We start from the raw sequence: 19841 nt of genomic DNA, 5'->3' as shown, positions 1-19841 counted from the left end.
CTTAATGTAATTTGAGAAAACTAAAATACAAATTGTAATTTATCTTCTTTCCATTCTAATGAAGCATTAAATTCCTTTTCTCCTTTTTTAAACCCCTTAATTTCAGCTGTTCTTCCTTCTGTTAAGAGTTTTTTCGCATTGGAAGCAGAGATGGTTTTTCCAAGTATTTTTTTTGAAATGGTGAAATTGCACTTATTTGAATTGTAGTTCGAACATCCATAGAATGAACCTTTGTCCACTACATCTCCGTCGCACTTTTTACACGTACCCACCTTTGTGCCGACACCTGCAGAACCTCGCCCCCTGCGCTTTCCTTTTGAGTATTTGAATTCACTAATATCCATTCCTTCAAAAGACCAATGTCCGCTTTCGTTTTTTGCATCCTCTATTAATTTCATCGACAGCTTTTTTGCCTGTTCCATGAATTCTTCGGGTGATGCTGTACCTTGACCAATTTCATGCAGACGCTGCTCCCATTTTGCAGTCATTTCCGGACTCGCTAGAATGCTTGAACCAATGGACTTAATTAGGAGCTTTCCTTTATTGGTAGCGAACACTTGGTTCCGTTTCACATCAATATATTTTCTGTCTTTTAACACGCCGATTATCCCAGCACGGGTCGCTTCTGTACCGAGGCCCTCGGTTTTATTTAGGACTTTAGTGAGCTCCCCGTCCTCTAGGTGTTTTCCAGCCGTTTTCATCACCGTTATGAGCTGCCCTTCCGTGTAACGTTTAGGAGGCTGTGTCTTTCCTTCTTTTACTTTTACATCATGCACATGTCCTGTTTCTCCATTTTCTAGGGGAGGAAGATCTTGTTCATCATCATCTGTTTCCTTTACTTTTTTGTTACCATAAATGACCGTTCGCCAGCCTGCTTGAACTTCTTCTTTTCCTTTAGAGACAAACGTGGCACGTCCATCTACCAATGTATGTATCGTCGTGTAGTCAAAAATTGCTTTATCATAGTGAGCTGCAATAAGACGTTTTACAATAAGTGTATAAATCTTCTCTTCATCTGGTGACATCTTGGATGGATCTGTCACCTGTTCTGTTGGAATGATAGCATAGTGATCTGTTACCTTTTTCTCATTTACCACCCGTTTATTATTCATGACGGATGAGAATGGAAGAGGAAAATAATCCTTGAATGCATTAAAAGCACTTAATTTTTGCAAGGTTTCAGGAAACATGCCTGCCTCTTCTTTTGTCACAAAACTTGAATCAGAACGAGGGTAGGAGATAATTCCTTTCACATAAAGCTTTTGTGCAACCTCTAATGTTTTTTGTGGAGAGAACTTATAGAGACTGTTGGCAGTAGCTTGCAGAGAGGATAGGTTAAAAAGAAATGGAGGTTGGAATTCCTTACGTTCTTTCTCGATGTTTTCTATTTTTGCCTCTTTTCCTTTACAGAACTGCACAATCTTTTCGGCTAAGTTCGCATTATCCAGCCTTGACTCTTCCTCTTTATGCCATTTACCTTTATATTTCTTTCCATTCATATTAAAAGTGGCCAGCACTTCCCAAAACGGCTTGGATACAAAGTTTTCAATTTCGAGCTCCCTTTTTACAATCAATGCTAATGTTGGAGTCTGTACTCTTCCTGTAGAGAATACATCGGAGATCCCTTTTTGCTGCAGGAGCAAAGTATAAGCTCGTGAAGCATTCATACCGACCAGCCAGTCTGCACAAGATCTACTCAGCGCTTCATAGTAAACATTTCTCGTTTCATGTTCCTCTAAAAGGTTATCAAACCCTTTTTGAACAGCCTTTGGGGTCAAAGAGGAAATCCACAAACGCTTTAATGGTTTATGACAATTGCTAACAAGGAGAATAATACGTATGATCGCCTCTCCTTCCCGCTCCGCATCGCCTGCCATAATAACTTCTGTCACTTCAGGATGATGAACTAGTTTTTTGACGGTTTGAAATTGCTTCCATTTGGATTTGGTTACTTTGTGTTGGAATTTTTCGGGTATGATTGGGAGAGTTTGCAGGGACCAGCGTTTCCACGCCTTATCGTATTCTTCCGGAGACAATAGTTCACAAAGATGTCCAACAGCCCATGTAAGCAAGGCACCCTTTGGGAACATCGGTTGTGGGGGAATCTCAACATAGCCATCCTTTTTCTTGTAGGAAAATGGAGCAGCAAGCTTCAATCCTTGATCTGGCTTTTCAGCAATTATTAATTTCACTACAACTTCCACTCCACTCTATAAATAAATGTAGGAAAAGAGGGTGGCATCCCTTCTCTTTTCCTACATTAATTATAAAAGCAAAACATTTGTTTGTATAGTTACACGGTCACAATATTTTTTCTGGGCACTATGTTCTGGACGGTAATTAACGGGTATGCACTTTGTTGAGTTTCTCCCACTAAGAGGTATTCACCAACTTGCAACGCGAATGAATCCATGAAATATATGATTTGTAAAGACTCGCGCAAGCTGTTGTAAATCGTATCCTCATCTAATGAGTAAAAATTTAGATTCCTTTTGATCCGTAATATCATTTCCCTACCTTCAAATTTTGTCCGCAGCATAGCTTATCCCTCCTTTACCTATATATATGAAAGGAACAAAAAAATAAAACAGGTACAAAGTTTGAAACCTTGACTCTCATAGAGGAAATATTGTATATTGAAATTGTCATTTAACCGCTTTCTTTTCTGATGGAAATTGGTGATGATAATACAATTTCACGGCACATTGTGCGCTATTTTTAGGAGGAAAAAGAACAATGCAAAACGGTAAAGTAAAATGGTTCAACAACGAAAAAGGTTTTGGATTTATCGAAGTAGAAGGTGGAGATGACGTATTCGTACATTTCTCTGCAATCACTGGTGAAGGTTTCAAATCTTTAGAAGAAGGCCAAGAAGTTTCTTTTGAAATCGTTGAAGGAAACCGCGGACCACAAGCTGCTAACGTTTCAAAACTTTAATCTATAGTTGTAAAACATATATGAAAAAAGAAAGAGACCATCATTTGATTGATGGTCTTTTTCTTTTTAGTGAATATCTTTTGCCCCTTTTACTTATTCTAAAATAAGAAGGAGGCTGTAAAAATGGATAAACAACAATATACTAACAACACGGAATTACACACAGGATATAATGATTTGGCTCAAGTTCAGGTTTCCATCCAATCTGCAGAAAAAATGGTGGGGTCGGCGACTATGAGTCTTGATCCTGAAGCAATGGATCATGCAGAAAGAGCCATTTCTAACGCTAGATCTCTACTTAACGATGCAAAAAGTGCAGGAACGGGGTTAGATACCGATTTTCTTCAAAATTGTGAATTATCCCTTTCTCAATGCGAACATCAGCTTTCTGAAGCACGAAAATAACCGCCTGGATGGGCGGTTTTTTTGTTTTAATTCTTGTCACCGAGGTCTTTATACCAACCGACGATGAGGACTTCTCTCCTCTTTTTTCCTTGTCACCGAGGTCTTCATACCGACTATGAGGACTTCCCTCGTCCTTTTTCCTTGTCACCGAGGTCTTCATTCCGGCTATGAGGACTTCTCTCGTCTTTTTTCCTTGTCACTAAGGTCTTCAATCCGGCTATGAGGACTTCTCTCGTCTTTTTTCCTTGTCACTAAGGTCTTCATACCGACTATGAGGACTTCTCTCGTCTTTTTTCCTTGTCATCGAGGTCTTCATACCGGCTATGAGGACTTCCCTCGTCCTTTTTCCTTGTCATATAGGTCTTCATACCGGCTATGAGGACTTCCCTCGTCCTTTTTCCTTGTCACTAAGGTCTTCATACCGGCTATGAGGACTTCTCTCGTCTTTTTTCCTTGTCATCGAGGTCTTCATACCGGCTATGAGGACTTCCCTCGTCCTTTTTCTTGTCATATGGGTCTTCATACCGGCTATGAGGACTTCCCTCGTCCTTTTTCCTTGTCACCGAGGTCTTCATTTCGGCTATGAGGACTTCTCTCGTCTTTTTTCCTTGTCAGTAAGGTCTTCATCACGATGAAAAGAATTACACTGAAGACTAATCCACAATTCGATCTAATTAATATTTCTTAAAAAAAGAAAAAACCAGCCGGTAAAGCGCTAAATTATTTGCGCTCCACTAACTGGTCTCCTAACTTCTTGATTTCAGCACCTACTGTACATTCACTAATACAAAAAGATTGCGCATGTGTCTTGCCGTAATCTTTACGTAACGTTTGCTTAACGAGGCACTCGGTACAGTAGGTGTCTAAAATTTCACCAACTTCCAAGAGTATCTTTTTTCGATTAATCATTATTTATTGTCACTCCTATATATTCACAATTGCAGTTTGCTTTCTATCGGTGTTCCTTCTAGTGCCTGTTTAGCCAGCTGATGAGCCTCCGTATTATCTTTTCTCGATACAGATTCAAAATTTGGCCGTATCTTAAGCTCCTTCAACTTCTCTTCTATCTTATCAAGCCAGCGGTTAAAAAGTTCATCATAACACGGCCATTCTCCAGAAAGTTGATTTAATACAACAAGAGAGTCGCCCTTAAAAGTAACTTCCATCGCACGGATTTCAAGATGCTCCAATTGTTGGACCAGAAAGTAAAAAGCAGCATATTCCGCTTCGTTGTTCGATTCCAATTCTTCAAGCCTTGCATTTATTCTGTACCTGTAGTCTTTTCTATTTTGATTATAATAAACCACATTTCCGATTCCCGCCAGTTTTGTGTCTACGTCGTATCCACCATCAAAGTAAGCAACAACGTCAGAAATCCCTACTTCACTCTGCTTAATCCATTTATTTATTTCTTTTTTGGTCCATTCTGACCCATCTTCATCAAAAAAAGAAAGACGTTTTACTCTCCCTGTCTTTTCTATATCTTCAGCAAGCCTAAGCGCCAGCCTAATATCAAGTTCATCACTTCTGAAAGTGGTCTCAATATGTTTTGGAGTGTGGTAATGCCATTCTAAGGTCAATTTCATGGTTTGGAAATCCCCTTTACTTCTAAGTGATTCTAACTTATACCCGTTGCTCGTAAAAAGTATGAATAATATAGCTTTAATAATAAGTTAATTATGTGTATTCTTATCTTATCACAGGACATATCGAAATATGTTCGTGTAACACTTATTTAATAGGCAGGCGAATGCAATGATTGAGGTATATATTGACGGGGCAAGCGCAGGTGATCCCGGGCCTTCCGGTGCTGGCATTTTTATAAAGGGGCATGGTTCTGCGGAACAATACAGTATTCCACTTGGAATGATGTCAAATCATGAAGCTGAATTTCATGCATTAATTGAAGCATTGAAGATATGTAAGAAACAAGGTTATCATATTGTTTCTTTCCGTACCGACTCTCAGGCGGTGGAGAGTGCGATGGAAAAGCGTTTTGCTAAAAAACAGCAATATCGCGTGTTGTTGGAGGAAGCTTTAAGCTTATCCGATCAGCTTGATTTATTTTTCATTAAGTGGGTACCGAGTAAAGAGAATAAGATGGCGGATGAGTTGTCGAGGAAGGCGATTCAGCTTAATAAAAAGTAATATTTTGGTTATAAATGCTTTCTCTGTTACTGTTTATGGTATTTGGGAGGAGATTCCATTGATCCCAAAAGGTGTGGAGAAACCCTCTCCATTGAGGAGTTCGGTACTTTGGGTGATGAATTGTTCCCATTTTTTAAAACAGAAACGGCCTGAAGAGGGTCGTTTTTTTATTGTACTGTTTTTTCTGTTTCAGGCGCTTCGCTTGCCTGGTGTTATCACCATTTTCATGCGGAGTGCCACCTTTCTATTCCGCCTTCATCCAGCACTGAGCACTGGATATTCATAAGTCAAAAATGGATAAATTCTTTTTACGATGGATAAATCGTTTTTACGATGGATATAAGTGTCATTACAATGGATAAAACAATTTTAGAATGGATAAACGATAATTCACCCGATATTCCAGTGTCAAACGCAGCAAATATAAATGGGCTTCTGCCTAATTAATAAGAAACTTACCACAAAACACTGTTAAGTAAAACCACAAACAAAAAAAAGCTGCCACAACATCAAGTATTCCCTTAAGATGTGGCAACTTAACAAGTTCGGGCATTAACTTACGTACAAATCCAGGAGCGAAAGTAATTGCAGTAGATCCAAGTGTCATTCCTTTAGGGACAAAAGTCTATATGGAAGGATATGGTTATGCTGTTGCAGGAGATACTGGCGGCTCTGTTATTGTTTGAGCTTTTCGTGACCGGCTTTGGACCTTGACACGTCTTTTCTGTTACCGTTTGGGCTTTTCGAAACCGGCTTCGGCCCTTGACACTGCTTCTCTGTTACCGTTTGGGCTTTTCGAAACCGGCTTCGGCCCTTGACACTGCTTCTCTATTTGAGATTTGCAAAACAGGTATCGGACCTTGAAACAGCCTCTATCCAGTCCTTCCCCGAACAACTTCTGGGATTTAAACACACTCTTATTACAAAAAAAAAAGACTTCCCGCTCATAAAGTGGGAAAGTCCCTTAAATAATCTGCTTTTCTTTAGCTAATTCAAATGCTGCACGTTTAGAATGAATCTGTTCCTGTTTAATCATTTCCAAAAACGAGACAAAAAAACTGCCGTCAAACTGCTTTTGTGCTTTTAGAGTAATTTCAATAGCTATGTTGACCAAATAGTCCGAGCTATCTGTATAATGCTTGCCAAATTCTATAAAACCGAGAGAATCTTCTCCGAATTTAAAACCTTTTGCGGTAAGTTGTTGAAGGTAATCTTCTGTACTCCATGATTTTTTCAAAGTTATCCATCCTTTTGTACGTCCCCTTCTTCGATTTTACCGCAAAATTTGTCGTTTGCCCATCATAGTTTGTCCCAAAGTTCCAATTTTTTCTTTTTGGGTAACAAGCGCATTCCTAAAAAAGCTAGAGCAATACCGAATATAGCTCCTCCCACTACTTCTTCCGGTTGATGCCCCAGGCGTTCTTTTAATCGTTTTTCTAATTTGTCATGAACATTCTTGTCAGGTTTTCCTTCAAGTCTATCCAACTTTTCAGCAAGATCATTTACCGCCAGCGTTATCTCCCCTGTTTGTCTTCTAACTCCCTGTGCATCATACATAACAATCAGACCAAATATGGCGGAAAGCGCAAAATCTATCGTTTTAAATCCCCTTTTCATCGCGATGATGGTGGCTAAAGCAGATACTCCCGCCGAATGTGAGCTCGGCATCCCTCCTGTTTCAAAGAAGGTGTTCCACTCCCATTTACCTGTTCGAAGGAATTTTATTGGAATCTTTAGAAATTGTGCCAATGTGATAGCACTCAGAGCAATTTTAAGTGGTCGATTCATACTAATCACCTCGAGTGTAGTTTGAGTCATTTTGAACGTCACAATGCAACATAATTTTTAGCTAGAAAAGGAAAACTAGGAACGGAGGTGAGAAGCATGAGTAAAAATAACTCAGCAAACAGAGGTAAAAAAGCTCCTGGTGTAAACCCTCAAGGTTACGGTCAAGATGCAGAGTTTGCGCAGGAAGTACAATCCAAGCTTGAAAATAAGGCAAAAAAAGACAATACAAAACGATAAAAAAGAGAAGATGACTTGTTCATCTTCTCTTAACAAACTTTATCTATAAAGCCATGCAAATTCTTGAATTCCAACTCATCAAATTTATTAGCCACTTTGCTGCGGTCAATCGTGATAGTGGCATCATGCAATTCACAAGATACCGGTACATCACACTTGATTGTTGCAAGTTCTCTTGAAAGATGCAATAACTCCAAGCTGTCTTCGAATTTCTGACGTTGGCTTTTTGTAAGAGCAGACAGATTTTCTAAAATCCCGTCCACTGTCTGATACTCCATCAACAGCTTTGTAGCTGTTTTTTCCCCGACACCTTTAACTCCAGGGTAATTATCACTGCTGTCCCCCATTATTGCTTTAAGGTCGATGAGTTGTTGGGGTGTAAGTCCTTTTTTCTCGTAAAAACCATTCTCATCTAACACTTCGTAGTTGCCATAACCTTTCATTAGCAACGCTACTTTAATATTTGGTTTAATCAGCTGAAGAACGTCTTGGTCACCAGTTAGGATAATGACCTCGGCTTCTTCACGATAAAGTTCTGCAAGGGTTCCTAAGCAGTCATCTGCTTCAAAGCCGGCAAGTCCAATATTTGGGATGTCAAACGCCTCAACCACTTCTTTCACAAGGTCAAATTGTGGAATCAACTCTTGTGGCGGTGCAGGTCTGTTTGCTTTATAGTCATCAAACATTTCTGTGCGGAAAGTCTTGCTTCCCATATCCCAGCAGCAAACAACATGTGTGGGCTCGAACGTTTCCATTGACGTGATCATATGTTTAACAAATCCCTGAATTGCATTCGTTGGGATTCCGTTGGATGTATACATGAAGCGATTATAAACACTAGTTGCATAAAAAGAACGGAATAATAAAGCCATTCCATCTATCAGTAGAACTTTTTTCATCAGGACACTCCCTCTCTATTCCGCTTATGATTATAGCATAGATTAGAGTTGGAGGACAGGCATCCGGCGAAGAGTAAATGTTGAAAAAACAGGTTAATTAATCAAAAAAACTGCCCAAAGGCAAAAAAGACTTTGGACAGCGTTTTTAAAGACTAAAACTTAATGGTTTTTCTTATTTGTCATTTTTGCTGCTTCGTATTCTGCGTATGAAGCAAACTCTGTATCCATATTGCCTTTTTGTTTAGCGTTATTGTTACGTTGTGCATTTGCATTTCCTTTTTTTGTACGTCCCATTGTAAATCTCCTCCTTCATATGGTGGATCCCTTATAGTTTGCTCAAGAGAGAACCAATTCAGTGAGGGTAAATTTAGTTCTTTATTTTAGATATTGGATTGTCTGTGTAACTTATCCAGTCACTCCAGCTGCCGGCATACACCTTAACTTTTTCATAACCAGCTTCTTTAAGTGCAAAAAATGTGGGGCATGCTGTAACACCAGAACCGCAGTAGACTACAATTTCTTTAGATGGATCCAACTGGGAAAATCTTTCTTGCAATGCTTCAGTCTTTTTCCATTTTCCATTCTCCATATTCTCCATCCAGAAAAAATTAAGTGCTCCAGGAATATGACCGGCTACCTTATCAATTGGCTCTTCTAATCCTCTATATCGGTTTGGTTCTCTTGCATCCAAAAGGTAAGCTGCTCCACTTTGAAAAGTTGATAATTGGGATTTAACCTCTTCCATATGCATGACAAACTCTTCTTCTATTACTTTAAATGTAAAAGTGTCACGTTTTTCTTGTAAAGGCACTTCTGGCGTTACAGGGTATTCTTGTTTCAGCCATTCACGATAGCCACCATCCAATATCAGAACATGCTCATGTCCCAAAATCTTTAACAAAAACCACAGCCTTGAGGCCATCGCGCCGTTTTGATCATCATAAAGAAGTACTTTGCCTCCATCATGAACTCCGATGTTTTGAAGTTTTCGATGAAGTTCCTGAAAGTCAGGCAAAGGATGTCTGCCTCCATGTGTATCGACTTTATTAGATAGATCTTTATTCAAATCCATATAGTGTGCCCCTGGGATATGATTTTCGTGGTATTCTATAAGTCCTTTATCAGGTACTGCAAGATGGAAGCGACAATCAATGACTGTGATTTCGTTTATATGCTCCTTCACCCAATCCGCTGAAACAATATGATTCATGCTTTCCCCTCCGCAAATTAGTGACTTCGAGAAACAAATTCTTCTACCATTTCTTTCGTTACGAGTTGTCGCTGAGGTGCAATTCCTTTACGTGCCAGTTCGTTAATCCTTTTTGTTACATCGTTAATTTTTTCAGTTGTAAAAGGTTTATTCTGACGGCAAAGTACGATTGCCTCTTCTATGTATGCTTCTCTTTGTTGATCAAGTTGTAAAAAATTCATCACTACTTGATTTTGTTTTCTGGAATGTTCACTTATTGCTTTATGTACGCTCATGGTTGTTCCTCCAATTTATCTGTTCTTTTTTCATTAATTGTATGATGTTATCTTTCGGTTGCCAACAATCAAATTTGTAATGCGGCTTTGTGTCAAAGCCAAGTCTACTGCAACGGTAGACGGTACGAGTATTTAATTTTAGCACTTGATAATGCTTACAGGTTGCACATGCCTGGAATCGATTAACTTTTGTGATCACTCTCACCCTCTATTCCCAGCTGTTGAATAAACAGCTCCTCTAACACGTGAAGATTCATGGATCCTTCTTTTAAATAAGTTAAAGACGTTTCAGAAGCATTGATGAAATGACTAATTTTAGCACAAAGTTGAGAAACAAGTGGAGGTCCGGTAACTTCCTCTCCAGTCTTTAAGCAAAATAAAAGCGATAACTCTTCATTGGTAAATGTGTTGCTTTTGTCTATTAGGTCTTTTAAGTTAATTGTATGCGGTTCATTTTCGAAGTGGATAACCTGTTCTAACATCAAAGATGCCCGGACGGCATGAACAAGGTGAGAAAATTCTTTTTTTCTGCTCCAAGCTTGGAGGTTATTTTTAACCATCTTCGAATAATGAAAACCAAGAACTTTTTTTGAGTAGTCTGTTAAAATAACGTTTTTCAATGAAAGCATGGCAGGATCTAACTTTCTATATACAATTGGAGATAACATCCATTCATATAGGGAAGGGTTGGATTTACCGGCCAAAACCAAAGCCTTCTTTAAATCCCACCCCTGCACGTCATACTTGTCATCCTGGTTTGTAATGGTATCTTCCTTTTTCATCAAGGAAAGATACTCTTTAAGAGGGGCAATATAGATGAACCTGATATCATAATCACTGCTTTCTGTAGCAAAGCCGTATGCCCTGCTACCCGCTTCACAGGCATAAAGGATCTTCACATTATGATGTAATTCAATATTCGTGAGTATTTCCTTTATTGGGTTCACCTTTTTTCCTCCTTACTTTTTATTCTGTTGTATTTGTGATAGCACTTCTTCCAAATGTGGGATGTCCTGTTCTTGTTCAAGTGCTGCCTGCATTCCTCCAAAATAATCCTCGAGCTGTCTTAGTTTATACTTCTTGACCTCTTTTAAAGAAATCTGCATTTCATTTTTGTAATGGACTGTTAGTTTTTGAGCACTCTCTTTCAAGTATGAGTCCATTAATGGTGACAGCTGTTCTTCCAAAAACAGGACCATTTTTTGCTTTTCGTTTTTCTCGAAAAAAGCTTTTGAATTTCGGTAGTAGCCTATCGTTTGTTTTTCCAGCTTTGGAGAAATAGAAGGAAACGAGCTATTCACTTTAAACGGTGTATAGTCCTCTGCTTCCAACACACGTAAGGAAAGCTGAGCTTCTAGCTGTTGAGCTTCCGATTCTAATTCCTTTTGCCAGGACTCTAACGATTTGCGAATAAAGTTCTCTGTTCGCACGGTAGTTGCTCTAACTTCTTGCGAAAGATTGTGAGAGATATCCGTTACAAGCTCGTGCAGGCAACTGATAAGCTGCGCCTTAATATTACGTCCGTCCTCCCTGATCACTGCAGGGTTGAAACTTTCTTTAAAGAAATCGGAGAAACGTAATAACGTTCGTTGCTTAATGTAATAGACAAGTTCGTTTATTTCTTGCTCCAGAAGCGTATAGAAACTTTCCGTTGCGTACCCTTTAATATGTGCTTCCAGGTTCCTTTTGTTACTAGCATGTAAAAGCTGTAATTTCTCTTTTTCCTCGGATCCAAGCTTAGCCTGTTGGACAAAATGTTCGAATAAGGCCACTGCCTTGTTTAGATCGGATTGCGCTGCATGTAGACTCATCTCGACTAAATCAGATTGAATAAAATCAGTAAATGCCTGCTCAAAAGCATTCATCAAAGATGTTTCCAAAAAAGGATGGTCGAATGGTCGGTTTTCTTTTTCTTTCAAGGCAAGAAGACTTGAAACTGGATATAATCGTGGATGACGAATTCCATAAGCAGTCAATTGATCTTCAACATAATCGCATACAAGTTCAAGTTCTTCCTCATTATTAGCAAGATCAGCTGCATTTACAAGGAAGAACATCTTATCCATCGCAAATGCATCTTTCACCCTGCCTAATTGTATCAAGAATTCACGGTCTGCTTTAGAAAAAGCGTGCTGATAATAAGTGACAAACAGAATGGCATCCGCATTCTTAATATAATCAAAAGAAACATCGGTATGTCTTGCATTGATAGAGTCCGCTCCAGGTGTATCCACCAGTGTTAGACCCTGTCTTGTAAATGCGCAATCATAGAACACTTCAATCCATTCCACAAAACAGGATTTCTCTTCTCTGGCGACATAAGCTTCAAATTCATTTAGGGACACCTGCTGAAGCGTTCCCAATTTCGTCTTCATATCCTCCCAACCTGTTAGAAAGGCTTTTAGAAAATGAAAATGAGTCTTCTTATTTGCATCCAGTTCTAGGTGCTCATTTTTAGTGATGATACTCTTGATTGTCGGCACAGATTCTTCAAGATCCCTTATATCCGTATTGAAGATTTGTAAGGCTTGTTGAACATCCTGAAACAGTTGTTCCACTGTCTTCATCTGTACATTGACTGATCCATGTGGATGATCTTTTGTTACAGGAGATATCTTGTTGATGGAAGCAGTTGTTGGATTAGGGGAGACAGGCAGGACTTTCTCTCCAAATAAAGCATTAGCAAGGGAAGATTTACCTGCACTGAATGCTCCGAACAACGCCACAGTAAAAGTCTGATTTTCAATTTTGTCTGCTCTTTTTTTCAGGTCATCCACAATCGTCTGAAACCCATGTATTCTTTTTAAAGAGCTTGCTGTCTCTTTTAGCCCCTTGACTAATATTGCCGGGTCACTTTGTTTCATAGGTTCTACTAGAATGGCTTCTTGTTTCTGTATAGTGTCATTACGTTTAGTTGTTGATGACGGCAATTCATCTCCCCGAACTGTTTTATAAGAACGGTTCAGGTAGTGAGCAAGGAATTTATCCGAAAAAACTTGATCCTCTTTTACGAATTTTGACAGGATGATGCTATTTAGTTCTTCATATTTCTGTTCTAGCTCGATATGCAAATGTGTAATCCCTTCTTGGGCATGGTGAACCGCTTCTAATCTTTTGACTTCCATCGACAATTCTTTTGTGCTATCTTGAATTTTCTTTTCCAGTTTTTCGAAGTAACCTTCCATGAATCTTTGTACTTGTTTTTGATAGGCTAATTTAATAGAATGGGCTAGATCTTTTGTGTAGTGCAAAACGGCATTCCCAGTATAGCCGGCACCAGCTTTTACATGACCAGCTACAAACTCTTCAGTAATGGGCACAGTCAGTTCCTGGACGGAATCAAAAATCGATGGAGAATAAAAATTCTGCCCCTTTAAAAAAGATATAATATGTTCATGAATGAACTTCTCCACCTGTGTTTTCACACGTTCGGTTAAATCACTGCGAAAAGCAGCACTTCTTTGCTCACGCTCTTCTTGTGTTTTTTTCCCAGAGAACAGCATCCCCACCTTGAATCCTTTTTGTTGGGATTCGAGATAACGTTCAGCTAGCTCCCTCATCTCAAACGGTGTAATATTGGCATTTTCCAAGATCCGCTTTGTCTGATTGATAAAATCCTCTTTCATTTCAGCCGTTTCAGATTGGATGGTTGTCAGTTTATACTTTCTCACCCTTAACGTTTCTGCTACATCTTTTGGTAGATCTCCTAATGAGTGAATCGTTTGTTCATACCGGTCAATTTCATCTGCTCTTTGTTCAAGTTGCCATTCTTTATGTTCATCCATTACTTGAATGAGCGCTCGCTCAATCGTTTTTGGCAGAATATCCAACTTGTCTTGTCTAAGGATTTGAATTGTTTCTTTTACAATCGAAAGGTCGTTAAGAGGATGGCTAATTTCTTTTAAGCTTGTAAAATAAATGCTTGCAGGTATAATCCCCCAATCCTTAAAAGACTCCATTATTCTTTCGTTGTATGTGGCAAATGGGATTTCTTCCTCCCGATGCTTGTCAATTTGGTTAACAATTAAATAAATCTTTTTTTCCTTGTCTTGAAGCTCCTTAATAAACTTAAGGTTAACCTCCGATTGGACATGATTATAGTCCATCACATAGAAAATGACGTCTGCCAAATGCAAGGCTGATTCTGTGGAAATACGATGGGCATCGTCAGTGGAATCAACCCCTGGAGTGTCTAATACGACCATATCAGCAGGTAGTTTCTCAAAAGGAAATTGGTATTCAACGGATTCCACCTGATCTCCATTTTTGCAATACGCTTTTACATGTTCAAACGATACTGGTGGAAGGATCTCGAGTGATTCTCCCTCAAAAAAATGAACATGCGCAAGCTCTTCTCCATTTTTTATCTGCACGACATTGGCAGAAGTTGGTATTGGACTAGCCGGCAAGATTGCCTCCTCTAATATCTCATTGATAAAAGAAGACTTACCTGCTGAAAAATGTCCGCAAAAGGCTATACTTAATTCTTTTGTTGAATGTTTATGTAAGAGTTCCGCCACTTTTCTGGCACTTTTATGATCACCGTGTTTATGTAGCTTTTCTAAAATTAAATGCAGTTTGGTTTGGAGCTGATTTATCTCCTTTGTATGCTGTTGGATTTGCTGTTTTGGATTGTTTGATCCCATTTATTCTGTCCCCTTAGTTGTGTGTATCATTTCTCCGCTTCTTAAGTCTATTTTACTTGATATTTCAGTATTTTCCCATATAAGACGCCTTATTTATTAATATTTTTGTTTAAGAAACTTGTGCATGGTTTTGTATAAAGCAATTTAAAAAAAACAGGGCCTCTACATGTATATATGTAGCAGACCCTGTTATGTATTATTTACTTGTTCTAGGCTCACATGTATGCTGTAAAACAACTTTCATTAAAACGGAATATGCTACCACAGTCGTACCAATCAACAATAATGTCATGTTGGTATGTCCCCCTCGTTGATAGTGATAATTATTATCATAATCATATCAGCTTACAATCTAATTGACAATGACTTTCATTCAGTTTCCTTCTGAAAAGTTGGAGAAAAACGATTTCGATCCTCCATATAAGAGGCATAGTTTGTTGTCATTTCAGCTAATGCTCTTTCTTCAAGCGGAATTCTTACACTTAACATCCAGGCATTTAACACGGTAAATACTATGGCTGTGTAAAATGCATGAAACATTAAGGGGATCAGCAGAACCTCTAGCACTACAATCGTATAGTTAGGATGACGTAAAAATTTGTAGGGACCCGTCTTCACTATGGATGCATCAGGCAAGATCAGTACCTTTGTATTCCAATACTTACCTAGGGATTGTATGGTCCATACTCGAAGGGTTTGAGTCATGATAAACAGACTGAGGATCGCTGGCCAAAAAGGACTTAGCGTTCGATCAAATAGGACGACCTCTAATAAGAAACAAGTTAAAAAAGCAACATGAAGACTGACCATGTACTTGTAATGCTCTTTACCGTATTCTTTAGCTCCCATCGATTTAATCCATTTCTCATTTCTTCTTGCAATACCTAGTTCCACCACTCTTTGTGTGACGATAAATGAAAAAAACAATGCGAAGATCATTTTTAACTCACTCCCATTCTAATAGCAGCATTTCTGAACTGAAACCCGGTCCAAGTGCAGCTGCAATCCCTTTCTCCCCTTTGTTCGGACGCTTTTCCATGATTTCCTTTAATACATATAAGACAGTAGCAGAAGACATATTGCCATATTCTTTTAACACCTGTAAGGAAGTATTTAACTTTTCTGCCTCTAACCCTAAACACTCTTGGTATGCTTCCAATACCTTTTTTCCACCAGGATGTAAGACAAAATGGTCCAGTTCTTCTAATTTAACTTGCTGGTTATCAAGAAATCGTGTGACATTAGGTGCTAGCCAGTTCGTGATGATAACTGGGATATCCCGAGAGAATACGACATACAATCCTTCATTCTTTATCTCCCATCCCATCACGTCTTCTGAATTCTCCATTAACGTAGACTGACTTCCTAACACTTTAGGGTAAGGTCCCTTACCATCTATATGCACTTCATCCCCTACCATCAATACACAGGCAATGCCATCTGCGAAAAGGGAGGTTCCAACTAGATTACTTTTTGATCGATCATTCTTTTGAAAGGTAAGACTGCAAAGTTCCACACATAATACAAGCACCTTGGCTTTTGGAAAGGCAAGACAATACTCATAGGCTCTTGAAAGTCCCGCTGCTCCACCAGCACATCCGAGTCCCCAGATTGGAATTCTCTTTGTATATGGTGAGAATGGAAGAATATTCATAATTCTAGCTTCGATGCTTGGAGTGGACATGCCTGTTGTAGAAATATAAAAAATAGCTTCAATATCTTGATAGTCTATAGATTGAGAGAGTGTTTCAGAATTGTGTAAACATGCATTTATTGCCTCTGCTCCATAAGCGACCGCTTCTTTTATGTATATATCGTTTTTTTCCTGAAGTGTATGCGGCTGTTTGAACCATTCAACGTCTCTTGCAAAGTGACGTTTTTCTATTTGGCCATTTTGGAAGACTGTAAGGAGCCGATTGATATCTCTAAACGACTCTTCAAATAGTTCTTTTGCAAATTCGACAACAGTATCTTGTTGGATCGGATATTTGGGAATGGACGTTCCAACAGACAATATCTTTGGCATAATAAGAGCACCTCATCCGATTTGGTACTGTTAACTTTTCCAATATTTATATATTTATGCAGAGGAGACAGTTACTAAAAGGAAATAATAAAGGATAGAAATAGAAAAAACCTTCCCAAATTTACTTTGGGAAGGTACATGTCGTTTTAAAGGAGTTGTTGTGTTGTGCAGTTTTATTATAACGAATGCCGCAAAAATTATCACTATAAATAAATGGAAATCATTTTTTGTAGAACTTTGCCATCCAAATCTCATCAACATATTCCCCATTAATAAAGGCTTGTTCTTTTTGATTACCTTCTTCATGAAACCCATATTTTTTATAAAGTTGGTAGGCAACTTGATTAGAAGAGAAGACGGTTAAAGATAATTTTCTGATATGCTGTTCACACCACATATCGGTATAATCCATGATTTTTTTCCCTATGCCAAGTCCTTGTGCTTCCTCAGCTAACCAAGTCCGAAACAACCCAGTATGTCGTTTCATTTGGATTTCACCCCGAATAACGCGGGCTATTCCTACTACCTTTCCATTTCGTTCTACTCCAATATACATATTCTCTTTACTCTTCATGTCACGAATGAAAAGTTTTTCTTCCTCGGGAGTTCGAGGGACATCCTTTTGTATGTACTGACCCGCAGCAATAATACTCTCCACTGCCGTCACGATATCTCCTGCATCCGATTCTTCCACCGGCCTTAATATTACGGTCGACTCATCTTTCGCTGTAAATTCAAAACGTAGATCTAACATGATGTTCCTCCTATAAACTCTTTAGGTACTACATCCTACTTCATTTATGTTTATTCTTCAACAAAAAACCCTTTATCAACCGTGAAATTGTTGAAATTTGTTGAAAAATAGAAAGGGAAATGTGGTATGATAAATTTGTACTATTCAAATATACGTAGGAGGTGCCAAATGTCCCTTTCAGAAAACTTAACGCAAGTTTTTGACAGGACTTTAGACTCGTTTAAGACGGTTATTCCGATAGAGTTTACCTTTGATCAACCTCGCTTATATACAGAAAAACTTACAAATGTTTCGTACGGTGTGCTCATCATGTTAACCGGTGACATTCGTGGTCAGTTGATTATTCAAGGGGAACGACATGCTTTTCAGCACATCGGAGAAATGATGTTTGGCATGCAGCTAGAAGGTGAAATGCTTCAATCCTTCACGGGGGAACTTGGAAATATGATTGCAGGGACCTTATCATCGAAAGTGGCGGGAAGTGGCATCAATATGGATATTACTCCACCTGATGTATTAAGCGAACAACAAAAGGAGTTTCATCTAATGCACCGCCTACATACTCCTGTTTATTTAAAAGATACCATGCACATGCAAATTATTATGGAATTAGAAGAAGCTTCCTAACCACTCAACCCTCCTTTATGGCGGGTTTTTTTGTTTACACAACAACAAAAAAGACCAGAGAATCTCCCCTGGTCCCATTACCATTAATTAAGTTAATTGATAAATTTTATTATACTTATCTTCCAAGTACTTAATGAGGTGGTCTGCATTCAACTCTTCACCGGTTACATCCTTCAAGATTTCTAATGGTTTCTTCAATTTACCGTGTTGATGTACTTTATCTGTTAGCCATTCTTTCACAGGTTCTAAATTTCCGTTTGCTAAGAGCTCATCGTAGTTTGGCAAATCTTTTAACATTGCTTGTTTAAATTGTGCAGCATACATATACCCCAAAGCATAGGAAGGGAAATAGCCAAAGCTTCCACCAGACCAGTGTACATCTTGTAATACACCTTTGGCGTCATTTGGAGGGGTAATGCCCAGATAGCTTTGGTATTTTTCATTCCAAGCCTGAGGAAGATCCTTTACTTCCAATTCATCATTAAATAGTGCTTTTTCCAATTCATATCGAATCATTATGTGTAATGAATAGGTCAACTCATCTGCTTCAATACGAATGAGTGAAGGTTTGGATTCGTTAATTGCAAGGTAGAATTCCTCTAGACTGATCTCATCAAACTTACCTCCTGCATAACGTTGAAGACTTTCATAGTGTCGTTTCCAGAAGTTTTCATGACGACCTACAAAGTTCTCATAAAATAAAGATTGAGATTCGTGGATTCCCATGGATGTTCCCGTGCACAACCCAGTACCTTGAAGTTCTTTGGAAATATTCTGCTCATATAGTGCGTGCCCACATTCGTGGATGGTTCCGAAAACAGCCGTTCGGAAATCCTCTTCATCATATTTAGTCGTAACCCGAACGTCACCCGGGTTCAGTCCAATAGCAAATGGATGAACAGTCTCATCTAGTCTACCTGCGTCGAAATCATATGAAAGTTCCTTTAATATCTCTAAGCTAAAGTCGCGTTGTTTATCTTTTGAAAAAGGTACCAACAATTCATTTGCCCTTGGGTGGACAGAGGAGTCAGCAATATTTTGGACTAGAGGAACAATCCTCTCTTTTAGCTTAGCAAATACCTCATCCAATTTATCCACTGTAATACCCGGTTCGTACATATCTAACAATGTATTATATTTATTTCCTTCATAGCCCCAGTACTCGATGAACTTTTTGTTGAACGCGACCAATTTTTCTAAGTACGGTTGCAGGAGAGAAAAATCCGATTTTTCTTTTGCTTCTTCCCAAACAGACTCAGCCTTGGTCGATAACACTACATATTCTTGGTACTCTTTTGCCGGAACTTTCTTGTTGCGGTCGTAGTTTTTTTTGCTTTCAAGTAGTGAGGCTTTTGTAATATCATCTAGTTCGTTGAATATATCTTCGTTTAAAAGTTGTGTTAAATAGCTTGCCATTTCTTCTGAAGTTGACATGTTAAATACTTCTGAGGACAGGATTCCGATAACGTCTGATCGACGATCTACTCCTTTTTTAGGAGCACCTGTTCTTAGGTCCCAGAAAATCAGAGATAGTGCTTCGTTATAACTATCCATTTTGTTAATGTGATTTACGTATTCTTCTTTTACTTTGCTGATTTCTATCATATGTATCTCCCCCAATTATTTATAGAGCTGCTGTGATGCTAAACACCGCTGGTGATTTCCGAAAATGGCTTCGCTTTCCGCGGGGCGCTGCTGGAGCTTCCTCGGCAAGCCTGCGGGGTCTCCACCTAGCGCTATCCCCCACAGGAGTCTCCGCATTATCTCCAATCACCAGCTATATATAACTCTAAAATATTCATAACGCTGACATAAATTAATAATAGAGCTCCTGTTAAGAATACACAATTTTCTCACTAGTTGGCAACCATTTGGAAAAGAAGTTCATG

The 19841-nt window shown here is 38.8% G+C and carries 22 protein-coding genes and 1 pseudogene; 6 read left to right on the top strand and 17 right to left on the bottom strand.

Annotated elements, in window-relative coordinates; translation table 11 throughout:
• Positions 1–20 precede the first annotated feature (20 nt).
• Positions 21–2192: a DNA topoisomerase III gene (locus tag FZC76_RS12180; RefSeq protein ID WP_148988432.1), complete on the bottom strand. Its 2172-nt coding sequence runs from the start codon at positions 2190–2192 to the stop codon at positions 21–23.
• Positions 2193–2293: 101 nt separating this feature from the next.
• Complete coding sequence (locus FZC76_RS12175) at positions 2294–2539, bottom strand: hypothetical protein (protein WP_148988431.1); 246 nt, start codon at positions 2537–2539, stop codon at positions 2294–2296.
• A gap of 197 nt (positions 2540–2736) precedes the next feature.
• Here FZC76_RS12175 and cspD point away from each other — a divergent pair, with 197 nt between their 5' ends.
• Together cspD and FZC76_RS12165 are read left to right on the top strand one after the other, a co-directional pair.
• Complete coding sequence (gene cspD / locus FZC76_RS12170; RefSeq protein ID WP_060663892.1) at positions 2737–2937, top strand: cold-shock protein CspD; 201 nt, start codon at positions 2737–2739, stop codon at positions 2935–2937.
• 123 nt (positions 2938–3060) lie between these two features.
• Positions 3061–3342, top strand: a complete 282-nt coding sequence (locus FZC76_RS12165) for a DUF2564 family protein (RefSeq protein WP_148988430.1) — start codon at positions 3061–3063, stop codon at positions 3340–3342.
• A gap of 720 nt (positions 3343–4062) precedes the next feature.
• On the opposite strand, the gene FZC76_RS12155 is transcribed toward FZC76_RS12165, so the two are convergent.
• Together FZC76_RS12155 and FZC76_RS12150 are read right to left on the bottom strand one after the other, a co-directional pair.
• The gene (locus FZC76_RS12155; protein ID WP_010193776.1) at positions 4063–4251 is read right to left on the bottom strand and encodes a zinc-finger domain-containing protein; all 189 of its coding nucleotides are present in this window, start codon (positions 4249–4251) and stop codon (positions 4063–4065) included.
• 23 nt (positions 4252–4274) lie between these two features.
• Complete coding sequence (locus tag FZC76_RS12150) at positions 4275–4928, bottom strand: reverse transcriptase-like protein (protein ID WP_148988428.1); 654 nt, start codon at positions 4926–4928, stop codon at positions 4275–4277.
• Positions 4929–5097: 169 nt separating this feature from the next.
• On the opposite strand from FZC76_RS12150, the gene FZC76_RS12145 reads away from it, so the two are divergent.
• Positions 5098–5490 carry a reverse transcriptase-like protein gene (locus FZC76_RS12145; RefSeq protein ID WP_148988427.1) on the top strand — a complete coding sequence of 131 codons (393 nt, stop codon included), beginning with the start codon at positions 5098–5100 and terminating at the stop codon, positions 5488–5490.
• A gap of 539 nt (positions 5491–6029) precedes the next feature.
• Positions 6030–6167, top strand: a pseudogene (locus FZC76_RS12135) (3D domain-containing protein); the annotation flags it as partial.
• Positions 6168–6454: 287 nt separating this feature from the next.
• Here the strand turns inward: FZC76_RS12135 and FZC76_RS12130 are convergent.
• Positions 6455–6727: a DUF6123 family protein gene (locus tag FZC76_RS12130; RefSeq protein ID WP_148988426.1), complete on the bottom strand. Its 273-nt coding sequence runs from the start codon at positions 6725–6727 to the stop codon at positions 6455–6457.
• A 62-nt stretch (positions 6728–6789) separates the two neighbouring features.
• A complete protein-coding gene (locus FZC76_RS12125; RefSeq protein ID WP_148988425.1) occupies positions 6790–7278 on the bottom strand; it encodes a divergent PAP2 family protein in 489 nt (162 codons plus the stop codon).
• Between the two features lie 96 nt (positions 7279–7374).
• On the opposite strand from FZC76_RS12125, the gene sspL reads away from it, so the two are divergent.
• Positions 7375–7515 (top strand): small, acid-soluble spore protein L, encoded by a 141-nt coding sequence (gene sspL / locus FZC76_RS12120; RefSeq protein ID WP_148988424.1) that lies wholly within the window; start codon positions 7375–7377, stop codon positions 7513–7515.
• Between the two features lie 29 nt (positions 7516–7544).
• Here the strand turns inward: sspL and FZC76_RS12115 are convergent, their stop codons facing one another.
• The 10 genes from FZC76_RS12115 to FZC76_RS12075 form a co-directional block, all read right to left on the bottom strand.
• Entirely contained in the window at positions 7545–8414 is an 870-nt protein-coding gene (locus FZC76_RS12115; RefSeq protein ID WP_148988423.1) for a 5'-3' exonuclease, read from the bottom strand.
• A gap of 159 nt (positions 8415–8573) precedes the next feature.
• Positions 8574–8708, bottom strand: a complete 135-nt coding sequence (locus tag FZC76_RS23465; protein WP_262372560.1) for a hypothetical protein — start codon at positions 8706–8708, stop codon at positions 8574–8576.
• 73 nt (positions 8709–8781) lie between these two features.
• Positions 8782–9624 carry a sulfurtransferase gene (locus FZC76_RS12110; protein ID WP_148988422.1) on the bottom strand — a complete coding sequence of 281 codons (843 nt, stop codon included), beginning with the start codon at positions 9622–9624 and terminating at the stop codon, positions 8782–8784.
• Between the two features lie 17 nt (positions 9625–9641).
• A complete protein-coding gene (locus FZC76_RS12105) occupies positions 9642–9899 on the bottom strand; it encodes a YpbS family protein (protein WP_148988421.1) in 258 nt (85 codons plus the stop codon).
• The gene (locus FZC76_RS12100) at positions 9886–10098 is read right to left on the bottom strand and encodes a hypothetical protein (protein WP_316246606.1); all 213 of its coding nucleotides are present in this window, start codon (positions 10096–10098) and stop codon (positions 9886–9888) included. The genes FZC76_RS12105 and FZC76_RS12100 overlap by 14 nt, the downstream gene beginning before the upstream one ends.
• Entirely contained in the window at positions 10082–10846 is a 765-nt protein-coding gene (locus tag FZC76_RS12095) for a nucleotidyltransferase domain-containing protein (protein ID WP_148988420.1), read from the bottom strand. Before FZC76_RS12095 ends, FZC76_RS12100 begins: the two co-directional genes overlap by 17 nt.
• A 12-nt stretch (positions 10847–10858) precedes the next feature.
• A complete protein-coding gene (locus FZC76_RS12090) occupies positions 10859–14545 on the bottom strand; it encodes a dynamin family protein (RefSeq protein WP_148988419.1) in 3687 nt (1228 codons plus the stop codon).
• Positions 14546–14914: 369 nt separating this feature from the next.
• A complete protein-coding gene (locus FZC76_RS12085) occupies positions 14915–15484 on the bottom strand; it encodes an isoprenylcysteine carboxyl methyltransferase family protein (protein ID WP_148988418.1) in 570 nt (189 codons plus the stop codon).
• 7 nt (positions 15485–15491) lie between these two features.
• Positions 15492–16571, bottom strand: a complete 1080-nt coding sequence (locus FZC76_RS12080) for a type III polyketide synthase (RefSeq protein ID WP_148988417.1) — start codon at positions 16569–16571, stop codon at positions 15492–15494.
• Between the two features lie 220 nt (positions 16572–16791).
• Positions 16792–17325, bottom strand: coding sequence for a GNAT family N-acetyltransferase (locus FZC76_RS12075; protein WP_148988416.1), 534 nt, complete (start codon positions 17323–17325; stop codon positions 16792–16794).
• A gap of 168 nt (positions 17326–17493) precedes the next feature.
• Here FZC76_RS12075 and FZC76_RS12070 point away from each other — a divergent pair, with 168 nt between their 5' ends.
• On the top strand, positions 17494–17952 hold the full coding sequence (locus tag FZC76_RS12070) for a chemotaxis protein CheX (protein ID WP_187442055.1): 459 nt from the start codon (positions 17494–17496) through the stop codon (positions 17950–17952).
• Between the two features lie 87 nt (positions 17953–18039).
• Here FZC76_RS12070 and FZC76_RS12065 read toward each other — a convergent pair whose 3' ends face one another.
• Entirely contained in the window at positions 18040–19557 is a 1518-nt protein-coding gene (locus FZC76_RS12065; protein ID WP_148988414.1) for a carboxypeptidase M32, read from the bottom strand.
• Positions 19558–19841: the final 284 nt, after the last annotated feature.

This window comes from Sutcliffiella horikoshii (genome assembly GCF_008180725.1).
GTDB classification, from domain to species: domain Bacteria; phylum Bacillota; class Bacilli; order Bacillales; family Bacillaceae_I; genus Sutcliffiella_A; species Sutcliffiella_A horikoshii_B.
The sequence above is the reverse complement of the archived record's forward strand: the minus strand, read 5'-3'. Positions and strand labels throughout refer to the sequence as shown.